The following is a 17,364-nucleotide window of genomic DNA, read 5'->3' as shown; positions in this document are numbered from 1 at the left end:
ACGCGCCGGGATAATCCGGGCATTTGGCAATTCATTGTTGCTGTATGGAGATGGTCGTGCAGGGCTGGGACGGAATTGCAGAGGCGGTCGCCGTCGATACCGCCGGCACGTTTGCGGGCGCGGCGCGGTCTTTGAAGGTGTCGACGTCGCATATCAGCCGGGCGGTCGCGCGGCTCGAGGCGACGCTCCAGGTCCAGATCTTCAACCGGACCACGCGCCGCGTCGTCGCGACCGAGGAGGGCCGGCTTTTGCTCGACCAACTCCGTCGGGTCGTCGACGACCGCGACCAGGCGTTTGCAAGCGTGGCGGTCGACGGTGAACCCCAAGGGGACTTGAAGCTGACCTGCTCGATTGCGCTGGGGGATCGCTTCGTCGTGCCGATCGTCCGGCAATTCGCGACGGACTATCCGAACGTCAGCGTCACCATCGATCTCACCAACCGCATCGTCGACCTGATCGCGGAAGGGTATGACATTGCCGTCCGTACCGGCGGGCTCCACGATTCCAGCTACGTCGCGACGCGTATCGCGTCGAGGCGGTTGCAGGTCTGCGCCGCGCCTTCCTATCTCGCGGACTGCCCGGCACCGGTCGAGATTGCGGACCTCGATCGGCATTCCTGCCTGATCGGTACGAGCCCACACTGGAACTTCTCGGTAAACGGTGCCGAAGTCGTCCGCCGCGTCAAAGGCCGGTGGCACTGCAACAGCGGCGAATCCACCGCCGAAGCCGCCGTCGCGGGCATGGGGATTTGCCAGCTACCCGACTTTTACGTGCGAAAAGCGATCGAGGATGGTCGCCTCGTCGCGCTTCTGGAGAATGCCGAACCCGACGCGCAGCCGATTTGGGCAGTGTACCCGCAGCGGCGCCACCTGCTGCCCAAGGTCCGGGTCCTGGTGGATCGCCTCAAGACGCAATTGCAGTCTCGACTCGGCGGGAGATGACAGGGGACGTGCCGCTCGGCTGCCCCTAATATCCCCGCCTTGTCGGGAGCCGGCGGGAGGTGACGGCGAACCATCGCCCCGTCAGCCTTGCCTTAATCTTGCACGGGCACCGAGAGAGGTTGCCCCTGCACGCCCGCATAGGTCACGATCACGACCACGGGCTCCTTGCCGGTCGAGCCGCGGTGCACGTTGTCGACGGATTCGGCCAGCGACTGACCGGCGTGATAGGTAGCCTTGCGGCCCGTGTCGCGTTCCTCGATGGTGAGCTCGCCCGAGACGATATATGCCGTGTTCGGCATCAGGTGCTTGTGCCAGTTCAGCTTCGAATTGGCCGGGATCGTCATCCGAACCGTCGTCAGCTCCGGTTGCCCGGCAGGATAGGCCACGTATTTGAGGTCGTTCCATGAAGATGTTGCCTTGAGGAGCACGGTCGTGCGGCTCCCTCCGCCTTCGTCAGCCATTGTGATTGTCCCGAATGTTAGAGTTACGACAGCCGCAGCTGCCCACAACGCGTATCGCTTCAAATGTCTCTTCCTTCTCTTCGAATGACGACGACGATCTTGCCGCCGCGAAGTGTCTGCGGGCCGGCGTCCTTCGCGATCAGTTCAGATAACGTCCGGCGGGTCGCTGATCGACGCCGCGGGCATGGGGTACGCACACGAAGCTCGACCGCTTCGACACATCGCCGCGACGGTATTCCGGCAGCGCCGGATAGGCGCAGATCGGCCGCTCCTTGGCCGGCCGGCCATCGCCTGCGGGCTTGCGCGCGATCAGCATGGCGGGCGGCTTTCCCCCTTCGGTCCAGGCGACGAGCGTCATAAGCGCATCGTTCTCCTGTGCCGGCGGAACGGCCGAGGTGAAGGGCTGGCCGATATCGGTGACGCCGGGGCCGCCGAAGCAATGGCCCATGCCCGGGACGAGGAAGAGTCGGGCGAAGTCCTGGTCGGAACCGCCGGCACTCGCGCCTACCCGCTCGTAGTAATTCACCACCTCTGCGAACGGCACGGCGGGATCGGCGAGCCCGGTATAGAGCATCAACTTGCCACCACGGCGCGCGAAATCGGACAGGTCCGCGGCGTTGGCATTGAGTGTGCTGGCAAGCTGAGCATCGACGCGATCGAGATCGGAATCGAAGTCGAATCGGCTCGCCTCGAATGCCGACCCGAGGGTCCAGTGGAACGGGTAGAATTGCTGGTCCGGCCAGGTTTTCGGATCACCCTGCATCACCGGACCCAGTGGCTGGTCTTCGCTGCCCGGCGTCAGCCCTGCATAGATGCGTTCGCCGGTGCGGGGATTGGTCGGGCCCGCATACAGCCGGCGAAGCGTCGCCACCTGGGGTGCGGTGACGCACGTGTCGGCCGACGTACCCGTCCGACAGACGGGCAGCGTTGCAAGATCGAAGCCGCAGCGGCGCGGATCGGTGAGGAATGTGTCGCCCGGCGCGCCGCCGTCCTTGCTGGCGCAACGGGCGAGCACGGCGCGGCTGACCATCGACCACTGGCCTGACGACAGCTTTGCCAGCGGCGATGCGTTCAGGGCGGCGTAGTTCCACAGGAAATAGCTCGCGGAATGAGTCCGGTTGTTGCCCGTGTCGCCAGCGAGGATGCCATCGTAATCCGACGGATAGCGCTGCGCGGCGCTGAGCGCCTGCTGCCCGCCGGTCGAGCAGCCTTCGAAATACGACCGGAACGACGCGACCTTGTAATAGGCCGACACCATGGTCTTTGCGACGCGCGTCATCTCATGCGTCGCGCGGTGGCCGAAATCGACCCAGCGTTCGGGATGGCCGATCGTACCGTTGATGTCCGGTGCCGTCCCCATGTCGGTATTGGCGACCGCGAAGCCGCGCTTCAGGCCCTCGATCATGCCCATCTCATAGGCGATCTGCCCTGCCCCGCCGCCGTTGCCGGTCCCGAGCAGACGCCCGTTCCATTTCTGGAGCGGGAGCCAGATCTCGATACCGACCTTGCTGTCGGGGGTCGGCGTCGCGGTGGCCCTCACCCGGCAGAAGGCGGGCATCGACGCGACCCGCTGCGCCAGATCGGGCGCGATCGCCGACGCCGCGCCTTCGAGCCCGCCCGCCGCGACCGGCACCGCTGAGACGATGTGGGCGCCGGTAAGCGTCCTGCGCGCGAGCGCCGCGCAGTCGCTCCCCTTTGCCGCCGCCGGAGCAGCGGCCAATGAAAGAAACCCCGCCGCGGCAAGTCCGGCGGTGCGTGAGGATAGGGTCATGTCGAGAACTCACTCAATTTGAAGGGTGTTACGCATCGCAATCGCTGTCCGTGACGGCCTTGCCCGCGATGATGTCGGCGTAGATCCTGGCGCTCAGCTTGGGCGTGCGCTTCTGCGTATCGAAGTCGACATGGATCATGCCGAACCTGCTGCCATAGCCGAACAGCCATTCGAGATTGTCGTGGCTCGACCACACATGATAGCCGCGCACGTCGGCACCGTCCTTCATCGCCGACTTCATCGCGCCGATGTGATCGACGAGATACCGGCACCGCTTGCGATCGTTGACCGCGCCGTCGACCATTTCGTCGTCGCCGGGGAAACCGGCGCCGTTCTCGGTGATGATGACCGGCGGGTTGCCGTAATCGACGCGGATACGGTCGAGCAGCGCCTTGAACTGGTCCGGCCTGACCGCGCCGTTATACGCGGCGTAGGTGCCCTTCGGCACGAACATCTCGGCGGCATAGCCCGTGCCTGCACCTGTGCCCGCAGGCCTGCGGATGAACAGGGGCGAATAGAAGTTGATGCCCAGATAGTCGAAATGCGCCGCGCCGATCGTCGCCGCATCATCTGGGCGAATGTCGAGATCGCCGCCCAGTGCGCGAGCCGCTTGCAGCACGTCGGCGGGGTAGCGCCCCTTGTACATCGCATCGAGGAACCACCGGTTCATCACGCCGTCGGCAAGCGTTGCCGCCTCGCGATCGCCGGCCGTGGCGCCGGGCGCCGTCAGCGTCGGAAACAATGGCACCGCAAGCCCGAGACGGCCGGTATAGCCCTTCGCATCGAAGCTCTTCTTGGCGGCGGCTGAGGCGAGAAGCAGGTGATTGAAGGTCCGCAGCGCGCCCGGCAGATCGCTGGCGGGCGGGACGATAGCGAACTCCGCCTTGGTGCCGGCAATCCGCTTCTGCGCGAGTATCTTCATGGCGCGCTCGACCAGCGGCTCGTTGACCAGGACGTACAGGTCGACCTGATCGTGAAAGTTCGCGAACACCACCTCGGCATAATGCCGGAACCAGTCGACCGATGCGCGATTGTCCCACCCGCCGGCACGCGCCAGCGACAGGGGCATGTCCCAGTGATACAGCGTCAGCATCGGCTGGATGCCCGCCGCCTTCAGGTCGACGATGAACTGCCGGTAATGCGCGACCGCGGCCGGGTTCACCGGGCCGACGCCATCGGGAATGATCCGCGCCCAGGACACCGAAAAGCGATAGCTCGTCAGGCCCATCCGCTTCATCAGCGCAATGTCCTTCAGATACTGCGTGCGGTCATAGAAGTTGATCGCGACAGCACCCGACATGCCCGGCCCGGCAAGGCTCAGGTCGTCGAGATAATGGTCCCAGATCGATGGGCCCTTGGCATCGGCCGTGGTGGCGCCCTCGACCTGATACGCGGCCGAGGCGGCGCCCCAGCGGAACTGCTCGTCCTTGGGTTCTGCGAACGCGGGTTTGGCCATCGCCAGCATCAATCCCAAAGCTAGAAGTCGCCGCATCGGCCAACACCTCGTCTGTGCCGGCGGCGACGATCATCGCCCCGCCGGCATTGTGATTACCGCGAAAAGCCAGCGAACGGCGTCAGATACTGCGCGCCGAAGCCATCGAGCTTCGCGCGGATTTCCGGCGTCGTCTCGCCATAGACATAGAGGGCGTCGATCGTGACCAGGTCCAGAAAGCGCTCCGCGAACGGCGAGAAGGTCTGCTCGACGTGGGGCAGCAGGCCCTTGGTGCGATACTTCTCGACGATGTGGATCGCGGTGCGGTCGGCGTTGACGACATATTCGTAGGTCGTCGTGTCGACTTCCTTCGACGTCGCCTCGACGATCTGCTCGACCAGCGCCTTGAACGCGTCGTAGTTGGTCGGCTTGATCGTCAGATGATAGATCGAATAGATTTCGTCGTGCATGGTCTGTCCTTCGGATCGTGCCAAGGTGGCGCGGTGTTGCTGCCCCTATGTACGGCGGAATAAACCGCTATAAAGGTGCCCGACGGCAACTCTAAGTGGAACGGATGGCTACCATGGCCGAGCAGGATCCCTTGCAGGGCGTATCGGTGTTCGTCGCGGCCGCGCGTACCGGCAGCTTCACGCTCGCGGCCGAGCGGCTCGGGATCACTAAGTCTGCAGTAGGCAAGTCGATCGCCAAGCTCGAGGCGAGGCTCGGCACCAAGCTGTTCCACCGTACGACCCGGCTGAGCCGCCTGACATCCGACGGCGAGGCCTATCTCGCGGCCTGCGCGTCGGCGATGGACGAGGTCACCGCCGCGCAGTCCGCGCTGTCGTCGTCCGAACACATATTGAGCGGGCGCCTCCGGATCGACATGCCCGTCGCCTTCGGGCGCAGCGTGTTGCTGCCGATCCTGACCGACATCGCGCGCGCGCATCCCGATCTAAACCTGGCGCTGACGTTCACCGACGCGACCAGTGACCTGCTGCAGGACGACGTCGATCTCGCCATCCGGTTCGGGCCGCTCGCCGACAGCAGCAATCTGATCGCGCGCCATCTCGTCGATCAGGATCGCGTAATCTGTGCCGCGCCCTTCTATCTCGACCGGCACGGGCGACCGAAAACCAGTGCCGAGCTGCGGGGTCATCGCTGCGTGGTGGGCTCGCCGAAGGGCCCTCCCCTCGCTTGGATCGTGCACGAGGACGGCCAGATCCGAAAGATCACGCCCGCGGTCACGCACCAGATCAGCGACGGCGAAGCGATGGTCGAGGCCACCGTCGCGGGGCTTGGCCTGTGCCAGGTACCGATCTCGATGGTGCGCGAACGCCTTCGCCGCAACGAACTGGAGGCGGTGATGACCGATCTGTCCACCGTCCCGGTCGAGGTCCACGCCGTCTGGCCACGCCGCGCGCACCTCACGCCGCGGGTCCGGCACGTCGTCGACCGGCTGGTCTCGGAGGCGGCGCGGGGGGCCTTGAGCTGACTCTCTCCGCCGGACGGTAGCGCGACGCTCTACTCAGAATAGCCACGCGGCTACTTCAAAGCGTCCGCGGCCACCGTAAATCAGGGGCATGAACGCATTTCTGCGTCGCCCCCCCTTCACAGGTTCAATCTCATGAAGCTCTTCGTCTACGATCATTGCCCGTTCTGCGTGAAGGCGCGCGCCATTTTCGGGCTGAAGGACGTCCCCTTCGATCTCGCCATCCTGTTGAACGACGACGAAGCCACGCCGGTCAGCATGATCGGCAAGAAGATGGCGCCGATCCTCGAGCATGACGGGCGCTTCATCGCCGAGAGCATGGACATCGTCGCGCATGTCGACGGGCTGTCGGGGACCAAGATCCTGTCCGGCCCCCGCAACCCGGCCGTGGCGCAGTGGCTTACCGACGTGTCCGAGCCGCTGTTCCGGCTGGCGCTGCCGCGCTGGGCGTCCGCCGATCTGGAAGAATTCTCGACACCCGAGGCGCGCGCCTATTTCACGCGCAACAAGGAGGCCATGATCGGCAGCTTCGAGGATCACCTGGCCGCCAGCCCCGACTATATCGCCACGCTGAACGATCACCTGCTGGCCCTGGAGCCGTTGGTCCTCTCGCCCGACGCGGTGAACGGCGTGCTTTCGGAAGACGACATCCACCTGTTCGCAAGCCTTCGCAGTCTGTCGATCGTGCGCGGGATCGTCTATCCGCCCGCCGTCGAGGCATATCGCTTGCGGATGGCCGAGCGGACCGGCGTCGATCTCCACGACAGCATCGCGGTTTGAACCGATCCTAGCGATTGCCGGGCGCTCACCGGCGCCCGGCATCTTCCCACGTTGCGAACGGCATCATACTCGGCGCATGACATCGTCGATGGGAATGCTGCGATATCCAGCATCACGGGATCGAGGGCTGGGTAATGACGGAAGAGATAGCGAGGCGCCGCCGGGGCAGCGCTTTGGAGGAAGCCTTGCTGGACGCGGCATGGCTGGAACTCGCCGAGCGCGGCTATGTCGGCTTCAGTTTCGAAGCGGTCGCGCGGCGAGGACAGACCAGCCGGCCGGTGCTGTACCGCCGCTGGCGTACCAAGCTGATGCTGGCCTTCGCGGCGATCGCCCATCACCTGCGGCTGAACCCCGTCAGCGTTCCCGACCTCGGCAATCTACGCGACGAACTCCGTCTCCTGCTGCGGGCGTTCGCGGATCGATCCCCGCCGCATCTGACGCGCCTGATCTTCGAGATGAGCGACGACATGGCATCGGAGGACGTCAGTTTCGCCGATGGCAGGTTCCGGGAGATGCCGATGCGCGACGCGCTGGACAGGGCCGTGGCGCGAGGCGAGGTCGCGCCTGAAAAGCTGACGCCGCGGATCCTGCGCCTGCCCACCAGCCTGGTCCTCCACGAGGTGATCATCACGCAGCGCCAGATCACCGACGACGCAATCTGCGAGATCGTCGACACCATATTTCTGCCGCTGATCGTGCGGGAGCGAACGCCCTGAAAATCGGACCGCGCCCTATTGACGGAACCGATGCGAGATAGGATACAGTATGTATCTTAATGGTCGCTTCGTGACGGTGTCGCAGTATCCCGCCCGGGATCGAGGCGCCTCGCTCGACCACGCGAAAAGGGTGACATCGATGCCAGACAGCAGCCGGATCCAGACTTGTGTGCGACGCGTGGCTCTCGCGGCCGTAGCGACGGTCTCCCTCCAGGCTGCGACGGCGGACGCGCGCGAACCCGACCGCGTCGTCCTCGGCGTCGGTGCCGCGGTAGCGCCCGCCTACCAAGGCGCGGATTCGTATCGGGTGATCCCGATTCCGGCGATCGACATCAAGCAGGGCTGGTTTTTCGCCAATCTGCGTAACGGCATCGGCGTGACCCCGATCGACGGCGACGCGCTGACGATCGGCGCGAGTATGGTCTTCGTCCAAGGCTATCGTCGGAAAGACGTTCCAATCGGGATCGATCGGCTGAGCGACGGCGTCGGCGCAAGGCTGTTCGCCACGGTCCACACGCAAGGCCTGGTCGCGACGGTCGGCGTGGTCAAGATCGTATCCGGCGGCACGAAGGGCACGATTGCCGACGTCAGCCTGTCCTACCCCGTCCGCGTAACGTCGCGCTTTTCGCTGATCCCGACGCTGGGGACGACCTGGGCGGACCGGAAATACAATGACGGGTATTTCGGCGTGACCGCCGCCGAGGCGGCCGCGACCGGGTATTCGCGGTTCAACACGGGCGCAGGGTTCAAGGACGCCTCGGCAGCGCTGACCGCGTCATACCGCCTGACGAACCGGATCTCGCTGAGCGCGACCGGAACGGTGACCACGCTGCTCGGCAAGGTCAACGACAGCCCGCAGGTCGAGCACAAGACTCAACCTGCGGGGTTCCTGACGGCGACCTATCGTTTGTGATCGCCGCGCAGGCGAAGGCCAGTAATCCTAGGCCTTCTTCATCTGGCGCACCGCATGATCCGCGGCGCGCGCGGTGAGCGCCATGAACGTCAGCGACGGGTTCACGCAGGAGATCGACGCCATCTGCGCGCCGTCGGTGACGTAGAGGTTGGACGCCGCATGCGCCTGGCTCCACTCGTTGAGCACCGACGTGCGCGGATCGCGGCCCATGCGCGCGCCACCCATCTCGTGGATCGCATCGCCGGGGACGTGCTCCTTCTCCGTGCTCTTGACGTTGGTCAGCCCGGCGGCCTTGAGCATAGCCTCGCCCTGCGTCCGCGCGTCGGTCATCATCTTCAGTTCGTTGTCGCGGAAGGTCACGTCGAAACGGACGAGCGGCACCCCAAACCGATCCACCTTCGACTGGTGGAGCGACACGCGATTGTCCGCATAGGGCAGGCATTCGCCGAACGCGCCCATGCTGAACCGCCACGGCGCGTATTTGCGCATGCCCTGCTTCATTGACGCACCGAACCCGACCGGTGCTGCCGGGTTGCGGAACGCGCTACCCTGATAGCCATAGCCGCGCTTGAAGCCGACACCCTCGTCGCCACCGACGTTGCGGAAGCGCGGGATGTAGACGCCGCCCGGACGACGGCCGAACTCGATGAACTCCTCCATGCCGGGGATGTCGCCCTCGATCCCGACGCGGAAGATGTGGTCCATCACATAGCGGCCGAGCGTGCCGCTCTCGTCGAAATAGCTGCGATCGCTCCCCGGCGCGCGCGAGTTGAGCATGATCTGCGTCGAGGCGATCGCCGAGGCGCAGAGGAAGACGAGGTCGGCGTTGACGGTTTCCGCCTGGCCAGTCTTCGCATCGATATAGCGGACGCCGGTAACCTTTTTCCGCGCCGCATCGTACACCAGGTTGGTGACGACCGAGTCCGACTTGAGCGTGAGGCGGCCGGTTGCGCGGGCAGCCGGTAACGTCACCGCCTGCGTCGAGAAATAGGCGCCGAACGAACAGCCATTGCCGCACTGGTTGCGGAACTGGCATTTCGTGCGGTTCTGGTCGGGCTTGTCCTCGGTCATGTTCGACAGCCGGGTGTTGATCAGCTTCCGGCCGGGAAACTTGCTTTCCAAGCCCTGTTTCAGCCACTTCTCGGCGACGTTCATCGGCATCGGCGGCTGGAATTCGCTGTCGGGAAGATGCGCGAGGTTCTCGCGCGAGCCCGAGACGCCGATGTACTTCTCGACATAGCTGTACCACGGCGCGACGTCGTCATAGCGGATCGGCCAGTCGCCATCGATGCCGTCGCGCTTGTTCGCCTCGAAATCCGCGGGGCTCCAGCGGAAGCACCAGCGGCCCCAGATCAGCGACTTGCCGCCGACCGCGCCCGGCCGGATCCAGTAGAACTTGCTGCCCTCGTCATAGGCGTACGGGTTCAACCGGTCGTCATTGTGGAATTCGCGGTTGCTGGGCTGGACATAGCCGTGCTTGCCGATGAAATAATCGCTTTCCACCAGCGCTTTGGGCATGATGTTGCGCGCCGGCACCTCGTAGGCGGGCTTGCCGTCATAGGTGTAGCCTTCGCCGTGCTCGACCATCTTGCCGCGGTCCAGCATCAGGACGCGGAGGCCCTTTTCGGTCAATTCCTTCGCAGCGAAACCGCCGCTTACGCCTGAACCAATTACGATCGCGTCGAACCTGTTGGTCTCGGCCATGATCTTCCTCTCCTAATATTCGGTTACAACGCGCCCACAGAAGCGCGCATGGTTAGAAACGAAGCGCGCGCAACGTCTGGAAGCTGGTGGTTATGTCGGGCAGATAGGGCGCGGGGGCCTGATCGTTCTCGACGTAGAAATGCCGCACGCCAGCGCTGCCCTTCAGCTTGAAGAGCGCGCCGAAATCGACCGTGCCCGCGCCGACCGCCGCCATGCTGCGATCGGGCCGCATGTCCTTGACGTGATAAGCGTAGATCCGCGTCGACAGCCGCTCGATCAGCGTCGTTAGGTTTTCGCCAGCATGCAGCGCCCAGTAGAGATCGAGTTCGAGCTTCACGAGCGCGGGATCGGTCTCCTTCAGCAGCCGCTCGTACAGGCTGACGCCACCCGGCTTGGTGGTGAACTCGAAATCGTGGTTGTGATAGGCAAAGCCCAGCCCGGCCTTCTTCAGGTCGGTCGCGAACTTGTTGAAGTTCGGCAGCGCCGCGGTCCAGCCCGCCTCGTTGCGATGCTCGTCGGTCATGTATGGCAGCACGACGGTGGTCGCGCCGAGCGTCTTGGCCATCGTCACCGACTGGTCGAACTGCTTGAGTAGCGCGTCGTAGCCGATATGCACCGAGGGCGCGGTCAGGCCGAGCTTGTCCATCGTCCGGCGCAGCATCGCATGATCCATGCCGTCATAGCCGCCACCGCCGAATTCGACCTCGCGGTAGCCGATCTTGGCGACCTGCCCGAGCGTGCCGACCGGGTCCTTCGAGAAGATATCGCGGATCGTGTAGAGTTGCAGGCCGATCGCCTTCAACTGTGCGGCCGATGCGGTCGGCACGAACGCGAGGGCTGCGACCGCACCGGAGCCGGCGAGCAGGTTTCTACGGCTGAGGATCATGCGGAATACACCTTGTTGACCTGGGAATAGGGGAATTGGCCGTTATACTCGCCCGGCACCGGCAGATATTCGCGCTCCTGCGTCATGCCGATTTCCGACGTGTAATAGCCGGTGATGACGAGCTGTCGGAACGCCTCGAAGAAGACGCCGCCCGACGGGATCTGGTCGTTCATCGCGAGCGTCAGCAGCGCGTCCTGCTGAACCGCGGTAGCCTTCGCGCCGGCGACCTTATAGTCCTTCAGGCTGCGCGCCTCGATCGCGTCGAGCCCGGCGAGGATCGGCACGCGGTCGGCCGGCAGGGCCCAGTCGGCGAGCAGCTTCTCGATATAGGCCGGGACACCCGCGGCGATCGCGCCCGGCGTATCGGTGGTCGGCAGGACGCGTTCGCTGAGTGCGGTCATCAGCGCGCGCTGGGGGGCTGTGAACACCGCGACGCCGGGCGGGCCTTCGCTGATGACGGGGATGCCCGCCGCTGCGCCCGGTGCCTGGCCGATACCCGCGGCACGCGCGATCGGCGCGAAGAGCGCGCTGCCGAACATGCCGACGACGCCGGCGAGTGCAGTTCTGCGATCGATCATTTACCGTCCTTCTTCAGGTCCTGCGCGATCGCCGCCTCGGTCAGCGGACGAACCCAGATGTTGCGGAACGACACCGGCGAATCGTGATCCTGGAGCTGGATCGGCGCGGCATCGGCGTGCGCGGTGTAACTGGCGACCTTGCGCCAGATGGTCGTGCCGAGCATCGCCTGGTGGTTCTGGACGAGCACACCGTTCAGCAGCGCCGTGACGTAAGCAGGGCGGAGCAGAATGCCGTCGGCGGCAAAGCGGGGCCGCTCGAATACGACGTCGTAGGTCTGCCATTCGCCGGGACGGCGCGCGGCGTTCACCAGCGGCGGCTTCCAGCCGTAGACCGCGCCGACCGTGCCATCGGCATAGGTCGGATTCTGCGAGCCATCGAGGATCTGCAGTTCGTAGCGTTGCATGAACCAGATGCCGCTGTTGCCGCGATCCTGCGAGGTCTTGGTCGGCGGGTTGGGCGAGCGGAATTCGAGATGCATCTGCACGTCGCCGAAGCTCTGTTTCGAGACGAGGTTGTTCTCGCCACCGCTTTTCGCGCGCGACGGGATCGTCAGGATGCCGTTATCGATCGGCCACGCGATCCGGTCGGGCTTCCACGCATCGAGCGAACGTCCGTCGAACAGCACGACCGCGTCGGCAGGCGCACCGCCGGGAGTCGCGGCCGGCGCGACCACGATCGGCGCGGGCCGATCGGCATCATGGACGCGCCACTGGCCGCCGGGCAACATCGGCGTATCCTTGAAGCCCGGCTTCTCTTGGGCCACGACTGGCGCCGTCGTCATCAGAGACATCGCCGTGACGACGCTCGCCATCAAACAGGTGTTCATGCGTCTTCCCCTCATCCCCGTCCCCCTCATGCTGCATCGATTTCGCGATAGGCGGCGATCAGGCGATCCTCGCCTGCGCGGCCGGCGATCGAATTGCCGTGTTCCATCCCGATCACGCCCGAATAGCGTTTGGCCTTCAGCCACTTTACGATCGACTTGAAGTTGATCTCGCCGGTCGAGGGTTCGTTGCGACCCGGATTGTCGCCGAACTGGATATAGCCGATCTCGTCCCAGCAGGTGTCGAGCGTCGGGATCAGGTTCCCCGACTGGATCTGCTCGTGATACAGATCGGCGAGCACCTTGACCGCCGGGCTGTTGGCACCGCGCGCGACCGCATAGCCCTGCGAGATCGTCTGCATATAGACGCCCGGATGGTTGGTCCGCGTGTTGAGCGGCTCCATCACCATCGCCGCCCCCGATGGCGCGACGATATCGCCGGCGCGGCGCATCACGTCGATGACGCGCGCCGTCTGGATATCGACCGGCACCTTCGGATCCATGAAGCCGGTGACGACGGTCATCCGCTTCGCGTTCAGCCGCTTGGCGACGTCGAGCGAGGCGCGGATGTCGGCGAGAAACGCCTCGCGCTCGGCGCCGTCGATCGCGCCGAGCAACGGCCGCGACTTGGACCATTTGGGCATGCTGGCGACGAACACGCCCATCGTCATGCCGCGCTGCGCGAGCGCCTTGGCCATCTGCTCCTGCTCGGCCACCGACCGCGTCGCCGCCTCGTTGTCCTCCCAGGCGGTGAAGCCCTGATCGGCGGCGTAGGCGATCTGTTCGATCCGTCCCCCGCGGCTGGCGAAGCTACCCTCGTGTGGCGCAAAGCCGAGCGAGAAGCGCGCGGCGTTCGAGCTGCGGCGTTGCCCCCCGGCCATGCCCGGCACCAGCGACGCGGCGGCGCCTGCCGCGAGCCCAGCCCCGAGCAGATTTCTACGGGAGAGCGTCATGCGACCATTACCATCATTTCGAGCCCTCGGCCTTGAGATACGCGATGATCGTCGCGCGCTTGGCGGCATCGGGCGTCGCGATCGGCATGCGCGTGCCCGGCACCTTCTTCTGCGGCGCGGTCAGATATTCGTTGAGCGTCTTCTCGTCCCAGCGCAGCTTGGATGCCTTCATCGCGGGGGAGTAGTTGAAACCGGGCGTCGCGGCCGCGGCACGGCCGACTACGCCGTACAGGTTCGGGCCGATGCCGTTCTTGCCGCCCTTCACGACGGTGTGGCAGGCACGGCACGCGGCGAAGGCCGGCGGTGCGGCCGCGGTGGATTGCGCGGTGGTCGGCGCTGAGACCGTGACCGCCGCAACTACCGCGATACTTCCCGCGACCAGAGCCATGAGCAGCTTCATTCATTCTCTCCCGGATTTACTGAAGTCCATTTCTGGTTTGCGCCGGCGTTGGCGATCACCGCCTCGATGAAGCGCATCGTGCGCAGGCCATCGGTCACGCCCGGAAACCAACGCCCCCCGTCCTCGCGCCCATCGCCGCGGATTGCCGAGGCGAACGCGCGGTAAAGGTTGGCGAACGCCTCGATATAGCCTTCGGGATGACCGGCAGGTGTACGCACCAGCGTGGCGGTCGCGTCGAGCATGCCCGGGCCACCGGTCCGGACGATCTCGGCCGGGCGGTCTATCCAGCGCAGCGTCAGCGTGTTGGGCTCCATCTGCAACCAGTCCAGCCCGCCGCGTTCGCCGTGGATACGCAATCGAAGCCCGTTCTCCTCGCCCGCCGCGACTTGACTCGCCTTGAGCGTACCGCGAGCGCCGCCCTCGAACCGGAGCAGCGCGCTGACGTCGTCGTCGAGCCGCCGGCCCTCGACATGCGTCGTCAGGTCTGCGGAGACCGAGTGTACCGACAGGCCGGAGACATGCTCGGCAAGCTGAAACGCATGCGTGCCGATGTCTCCGAGACAGCCGCCGAGCCCGGCGCGGGCGGGATCGGTGCGCCATTCGGCCTGCTTGTTGCCGTCGATGTCGATCGGCTGGCTGAGCCAGCCTTGCAGATATTCGACCTGCACCAGCCGGATCGCGCCGAAATCGCCGCGTTCAATTCGCGCGCGTGCCTCTTCGACCATCGGGTAGCCGCTGTACGTGAAGGCCAGCGCAAACAGTCGACCGCTTTCCTTGGCGGCTGCGGCGATCGCTTCGGCCTCGACGACGCTCATCGCCATCGGCTTTTCGCAGAATACGTGGAAGCCGGCGTCCAGCGCGGCGATTGCCATCGGCGCGTGGAGGTGGTTCGGCGTAACGACCGCGAGCGCTTCGATGCGCTGGTCCGCGGGTAACGTACGTTCGTCCGCGATCAGAGCATCGAGCGTCGGGTAGACCCGCTGGGGATCCAGACCGAGCAGCGCGCCGGTGCGCGTGTTGCGCCCACCATCGGTGCTGAACGCCCCCGCGACGAGATCCCAGTCGCCGTCGAGCGCGGCTGCCATCCGGTGGACCGCACCGATAAAGGCCCCTTCCCCGCCGCCGACCATGCCGAGACGAAGACGGCTCATGGGCGCTCCTCCGACAGTCCGAGCAACTTGCGGATCGCGGTGCGATCGATGCCGCTGGCAGCGAAATCGTCGAACGGGCGCTCGGTCAACCGGATCATGTGGTCGCGGATGAACGGCGCACCTTCGCGCGCACCGTCATCGGACCGTTTGAGCGCACACTCCCATTCAAGCACCGCCCAGCCTTGATACCCGTACTGTGCCATCTTGCTGAAGATCGCGGAGAAATCGACTTGCCCGTCGCCGAGCGAGCGAAACCGCCCAGCGCGGTCGACCCAGTTCTCGTAGCCACCGTACACACCGGTTCGGCCGGTCGGGTTGAACTCGGCATCCTTGACGTGGAAGCACGAAATCCGGTCGTGATAGCGATCGATGAAGTCGAGATAGTCGAGCTGCTGCAACACGAAATGCGAGGGGTCGAACAGGAGACGTGCGCGAGGATGGTTGTCGACCGCGGCAAGGAAGCGTTCCCAGGTCGCGCCGTCGTGGACGTCTTCGCCCGGATGCACTTCGAAGGCGCAGTCGACGCCCGCATCCTCGAACACATCGAGGATCGGGGTCCAGCGGCGCGCCAGTTCGGCAAAGGCTTCCTCGATCAGCCCCGCGGGGCGCTGTGGCCACGGGTAGACGTACGGCCATGCCAGCGCGCCCGAGAAGGTCGCGTGCGCGGACAGGCCGAGATTGGCGCTGGCGCGCGCGGCGAGCTTGACCTGTTCGACCGCCCAGAGCTGGCGCTCGGCAGGTTTGCCGTGGACTTCGGGGGGCGCGAAGCCGTCGAACAGCGTGTCGTATGCCGGGTGGACGGCGACGAGCTGTCCTTGCAGATGCGTCGACAGTTCGGTGACTTCAATGCCGTGCTTGGCCAAGCCGCCGCGAAGATCATCGCAATAGGTCTTGCTCTCCGCGGCAAGCTTCAGGTCGATCAGTTGCGCGTTACAGGGGATCTGGACGCCGACGTAACCGACGCCAGCCGCCCATTCGGCCAGCGCGTCGAGCGTGTCGAAAGGGGCTGCATCACCCAGAAACTGGGCGAGGAATATTCCGGGGCCCTTCATACCGGTCATGCTGCATTCTTTCTGGTGTCATCGCGGAACGTGAACTGGAACAGGAGGGCGATCACCGCCGCGGCGATCGCGGGATACCACCACATATGCTGCCAGTCGGCGATCGTCGGCGATGCGGGCAGCTGCGCGTACAGAAGCGCGCCGATCTGCGATCCGAGCAACATCCCGACGCCGTAGGTGAACAGCGTCAGCATGCCCTGCGCCTGCGCGTTCACCCCCTTCGGCGTGGCGATCGTACCGGTATAGATCGCGCCGGCGACGAAGAAGAAATCATAGCACACGCCGTGCAGCGCAACGCCGAGATATACCGCCCAGATCGACGAACCGCCGTCGCCGATCGCAAACAGAGCGTAGCGCAACGCCCATGCGGCCATACCGACCAGCAGCAGCGGCTTCACCCCGAACCGGCGGTACAGCCACGGCATCGAGAACATGAAGACGAGTTCGGACATCTGGCCGATCGCGAGCGTACCGCCGACGTTGCTGATTCCGGTCGCGCCGACATAGGGCGAGGCATAGGCGTAATACATCGCCAGCGGGATCGAGATCAGCGTCGCACAGGTCATGAAGATCAGGAACGAGCGCTGCTTGAGCAGTCCGAACGCCTCGACGCAGAACACCTGGCGGAGCACGCTCTCGTCGCGCGGCGCATCCGCCGTGACGTTCGGCAGCGTGAAACTGTACAGCCCCAGCGCAATCGAGACGACTGCGGCGACGCGAAAAATCTCCGGGCTCGCCGACAGGCCCGCCCAGCCGATGAGCAGCCCCGCCGTGATCCAGCCGAGCGTACCGAACGCGCGGACGAACGGGAATTTGTCGGTCCGCTCGCCAAAGCTCTTCAGCGCGATCGTGTTCGCGAGGCCGACCGTCGGCATGTAGAGGATCATGTAGCAGAGCAGCAGCCAGACGAAGGTGCGGCCATTCTCCGGCGTCACCAGCGACGGCAGCACGAACAGCAGCACGCCGCCGATCAGGTGCAGGATCACCATCAGCATCCGCGGGCTGACATAGCGCGCGGCCGCCATGCCGAGCAGGAACGACCCGACGATCGACGCGATCGGCCCGACCGAAAACGCGTTGCCGATCAGGTTGCCGATGCCGACGGTCTGCATGACGAGGCCGAGTGTTACGGTCCAGGCACCCCAGACGAAGAACTGCATGAACATCATGGCGCTCAGGCGGCCGGTCAGAAGACCGCCAGTCGTGGCCTGGGATCCAGTATCTGCACGCGCCATTCGCTACCTCTCCGATCGCAGTTTTGCTGCTTGTCGACGGCAAAGCTACGGAGGCTCGACACGAATGTA

The 17,364-nt window shown here is 65.2% G+C and carries 18 protein-coding genes; 5 read left to right on the top strand and 13 right to left on the bottom strand.

All coding sequences use genetic code 11. The features are described from left to right. Positions 1-44: 44 nt before the first annotated feature. Positions 45-941 (top strand): LysR family transcriptional regulator, encoded by an 897-nt coding sequence (locus VH567_RS09145; RefSeq protein ID WP_423325302.1) that lies wholly within the window; start codon positions 45-47, stop codon positions 939-941. Positions 942-1,033: 92 nt separating this feature from the next. Here the strand turns inward: VH567_RS09145 and VH567_RS09140 are convergent, their stop codons facing one another. The 4 genes from VH567_RS09140 to VH567_RS09125 all read right to left on the bottom strand — a co-directional run bounded on the left by VH567_RS09140 (position 1,034) and on the right by VH567_RS09125 (position 5,075). Continuing rightward, positions 1,034-1,402 carry a cupin domain-containing protein gene (locus VH567_RS09140; RefSeq protein WP_423325300.1) on the bottom strand — a complete coding sequence of 123 codons (369 nt, stop codon included), beginning with the start codon at positions 1,400-1,402 and terminating at the stop codon, positions 1,034-1,036. 139 nt (positions 1,403-1,541) lie between these two features. Continuing rightward, positions 1,542-3,173 (bottom strand): tannase/feruloyl esterase family alpha/beta hydrolase, encoded by a 1,632-nt coding sequence (locus VH567_RS09135; protein ID WP_423325298.1) that lies wholly within the window; start codon positions 3,171-3,173, stop codon positions 1,542-1,544. A gap of 28 nt (positions 3,174-3,201) precedes the next feature. Continuing rightward, the gene (locus tag VH567_RS09130) at positions 3,202-4,665 is read right to left on the bottom strand and encodes a glycoside hydrolase family 1 protein (RefSeq protein ID WP_423325296.1); all 1,464 of its coding nucleotides are present in this window, start codon (positions 4,663-4,665) and stop codon (positions 3,202-3,204) included. 56 nt (positions 4,666-4,721) lie between these two features. Next, a complete protein-coding gene (locus VH567_RS09125; protein WP_423325294.1) occupies positions 4,722-5,075 on the bottom strand; it encodes a putative quinol monooxygenase in 354 nt (117 codons plus the stop codon). A 113-nt stretch (positions 5,076-5,188) separates the two neighbouring features. Here VH567_RS09125 and VH567_RS09120 point away from each other — a divergent pair, with 113 nt between their 5' ends. The 4 genes from VH567_RS09120 (at position 5,189) to VH567_RS09105 (ending at position 8,503) form a co-directional block, all read left to right on the top strand. Continuing rightward, positions 5,189-6,097 carry a LysR substrate-binding domain-containing protein gene (locus tag VH567_RS09120; RefSeq protein ID WP_423325292.1) on the top strand — a complete coding sequence of 303 codons (909 nt, stop codon included), beginning with the start codon at positions 5,189-5,191 and terminating at the stop codon, positions 6,095-6,097. A gap of 132 nt (positions 6,098-6,229) precedes the next feature. After that, positions 6,230-6,874, top strand: coding sequence for a glutaredoxin 2 (gene grxB, locus VH567_RS09115; RefSeq protein WP_423325290.1), 645 nt, complete (start codon positions 6,230-6,232; stop codon positions 6,872-6,874). 185 nt (positions 6,875-7,059) lie between these two features. Next, complete coding sequence (locus tag VH567_RS09110) at positions 7,060-7,590, top strand: TetR/AcrR family transcriptional regulator (RefSeq protein ID WP_423325288.1); 531 nt, start codon at positions 7,060-7,062, stop codon at positions 7,588-7,590. A gap of 169 nt (positions 7,591-7,759) precedes the next feature. Continuing rightward, on the top strand, positions 7,760-8,503 hold the full coding sequence (locus VH567_RS09105) for a MipA/OmpV family protein (RefSeq protein ID WP_423325286.1): 744 nt from the start codon (positions 7,760-7,762) through the stop codon (positions 8,501-8,503). Between the two features lie 27 nt (positions 8,504-8,530). Here VH567_RS09105 and VH567_RS09100 read toward each other — a convergent pair whose 3' ends face one another. Genes VH567_RS09100 through VH567_RS09060 form a run of 9 tightly spaced genes read right to left on the bottom strand, consistent with a single transcriptional unit; the run spans position 8,531 to position 17,295 of the window. Beyond that, positions 8,531-10,207 (bottom strand): GMC family oxidoreductase, encoded by a 1,677-nt coding sequence (locus VH567_RS09100; RefSeq protein WP_423325284.1) that lies wholly within the window; start codon positions 10,205-10,207, stop codon positions 8,531-8,533. Between the two features lie 52 nt (positions 10,208-10,259). Continuing rightward, positions 10,260-11,093: a sugar phosphate isomerase/epimerase family protein gene (locus VH567_RS09095; RefSeq protein WP_423325282.1), complete on the bottom strand. Its 834-nt coding sequence runs from the start codon at positions 11,091-11,093 to the stop codon at positions 10,260-10,262. Then, on the bottom strand, positions 11,090-11,671 hold the full coding sequence (locus VH567_RS09090; protein WP_423325280.1) for a gluconate 2-dehydrogenase subunit 3 family protein: 582 nt from the start codon (positions 11,669-11,671) through the stop codon (positions 11,090-11,092). Before VH567_RS09090 ends, VH567_RS09095 begins: the two co-directional genes overlap by 4 nt. Further along, on the bottom strand, positions 11,668-12,498 hold the full coding sequence (locus VH567_RS09085) for a 3-keto-disaccharide hydrolase (protein WP_423325278.1): 831 nt from the start codon (positions 12,496-12,498) through the stop codon (positions 11,668-11,670). Before VH567_RS09085 ends, VH567_RS09090 begins: the two co-directional genes overlap by 4 nt. Positions 12,499-12,524: 26 nt before the next feature. Continuing rightward, positions 12,525-13,448 carry a hydroxypyruvate isomerase family protein gene (locus VH567_RS09080; protein ID WP_423325276.1) on the bottom strand — a complete coding sequence of 308 codons (924 nt, stop codon included), beginning with the start codon at positions 13,446-13,448 and terminating at the stop codon, positions 12,525-12,527. Between the two features lie 13 nt (positions 13,449-13,461). Then, positions 13,462-13,848 (bottom strand): c-type cytochrome, encoded by a 387-nt coding sequence (locus VH567_RS09075; RefSeq protein WP_423325274.1) that lies wholly within the window; start codon positions 13,846-13,848, stop codon positions 13,462-13,464. Next, positions 13,845-14,999, bottom strand: a complete 1,155-nt coding sequence (locus VH567_RS09070) for a Gfo/Idh/MocA family protein (RefSeq protein ID WP_423325272.1) — start codon at positions 14,997-14,999, stop codon at positions 13,845-13,847. The genes VH567_RS09075 and VH567_RS09070 overlap by 4 nt, the downstream gene beginning before the upstream one ends. Continuing rightward, complete coding sequence (locus tag VH567_RS09065; RefSeq protein WP_423325270.1) at positions 14,996-16,060, bottom strand: sugar phosphate isomerase/epimerase family protein; 1,065 nt, start codon at positions 16,058-16,060, stop codon at positions 14,996-14,998. The genes VH567_RS09070 and VH567_RS09065 overlap by 4 nt, the downstream gene beginning before the upstream one ends. Next, complete coding sequence (locus VH567_RS09060) at positions 16,057-17,295, bottom strand: MFS transporter (RefSeq protein WP_423325268.1); 1,239 nt, start codon at positions 17,293-17,295, stop codon at positions 16,057-16,059. The genes VH567_RS09065 and VH567_RS09060 overlap by 4 nt, the downstream gene beginning before the upstream one ends. Positions 17,296-17,364 lie beyond the last annotated feature (69 nt).

It is taken from the genome of Sphingomonas sp. 4RDLI-65 (assembly GCF_049472435.1).
Taxonomy (GTDB): domain Bacteria; phylum Pseudomonadota; class Alphaproteobacteria; order Sphingomonadales; family Sphingomonadaceae; genus Sphingomonas.
This window is presented reverse-complemented; position numbering and strand designations above follow the sequence as displayed.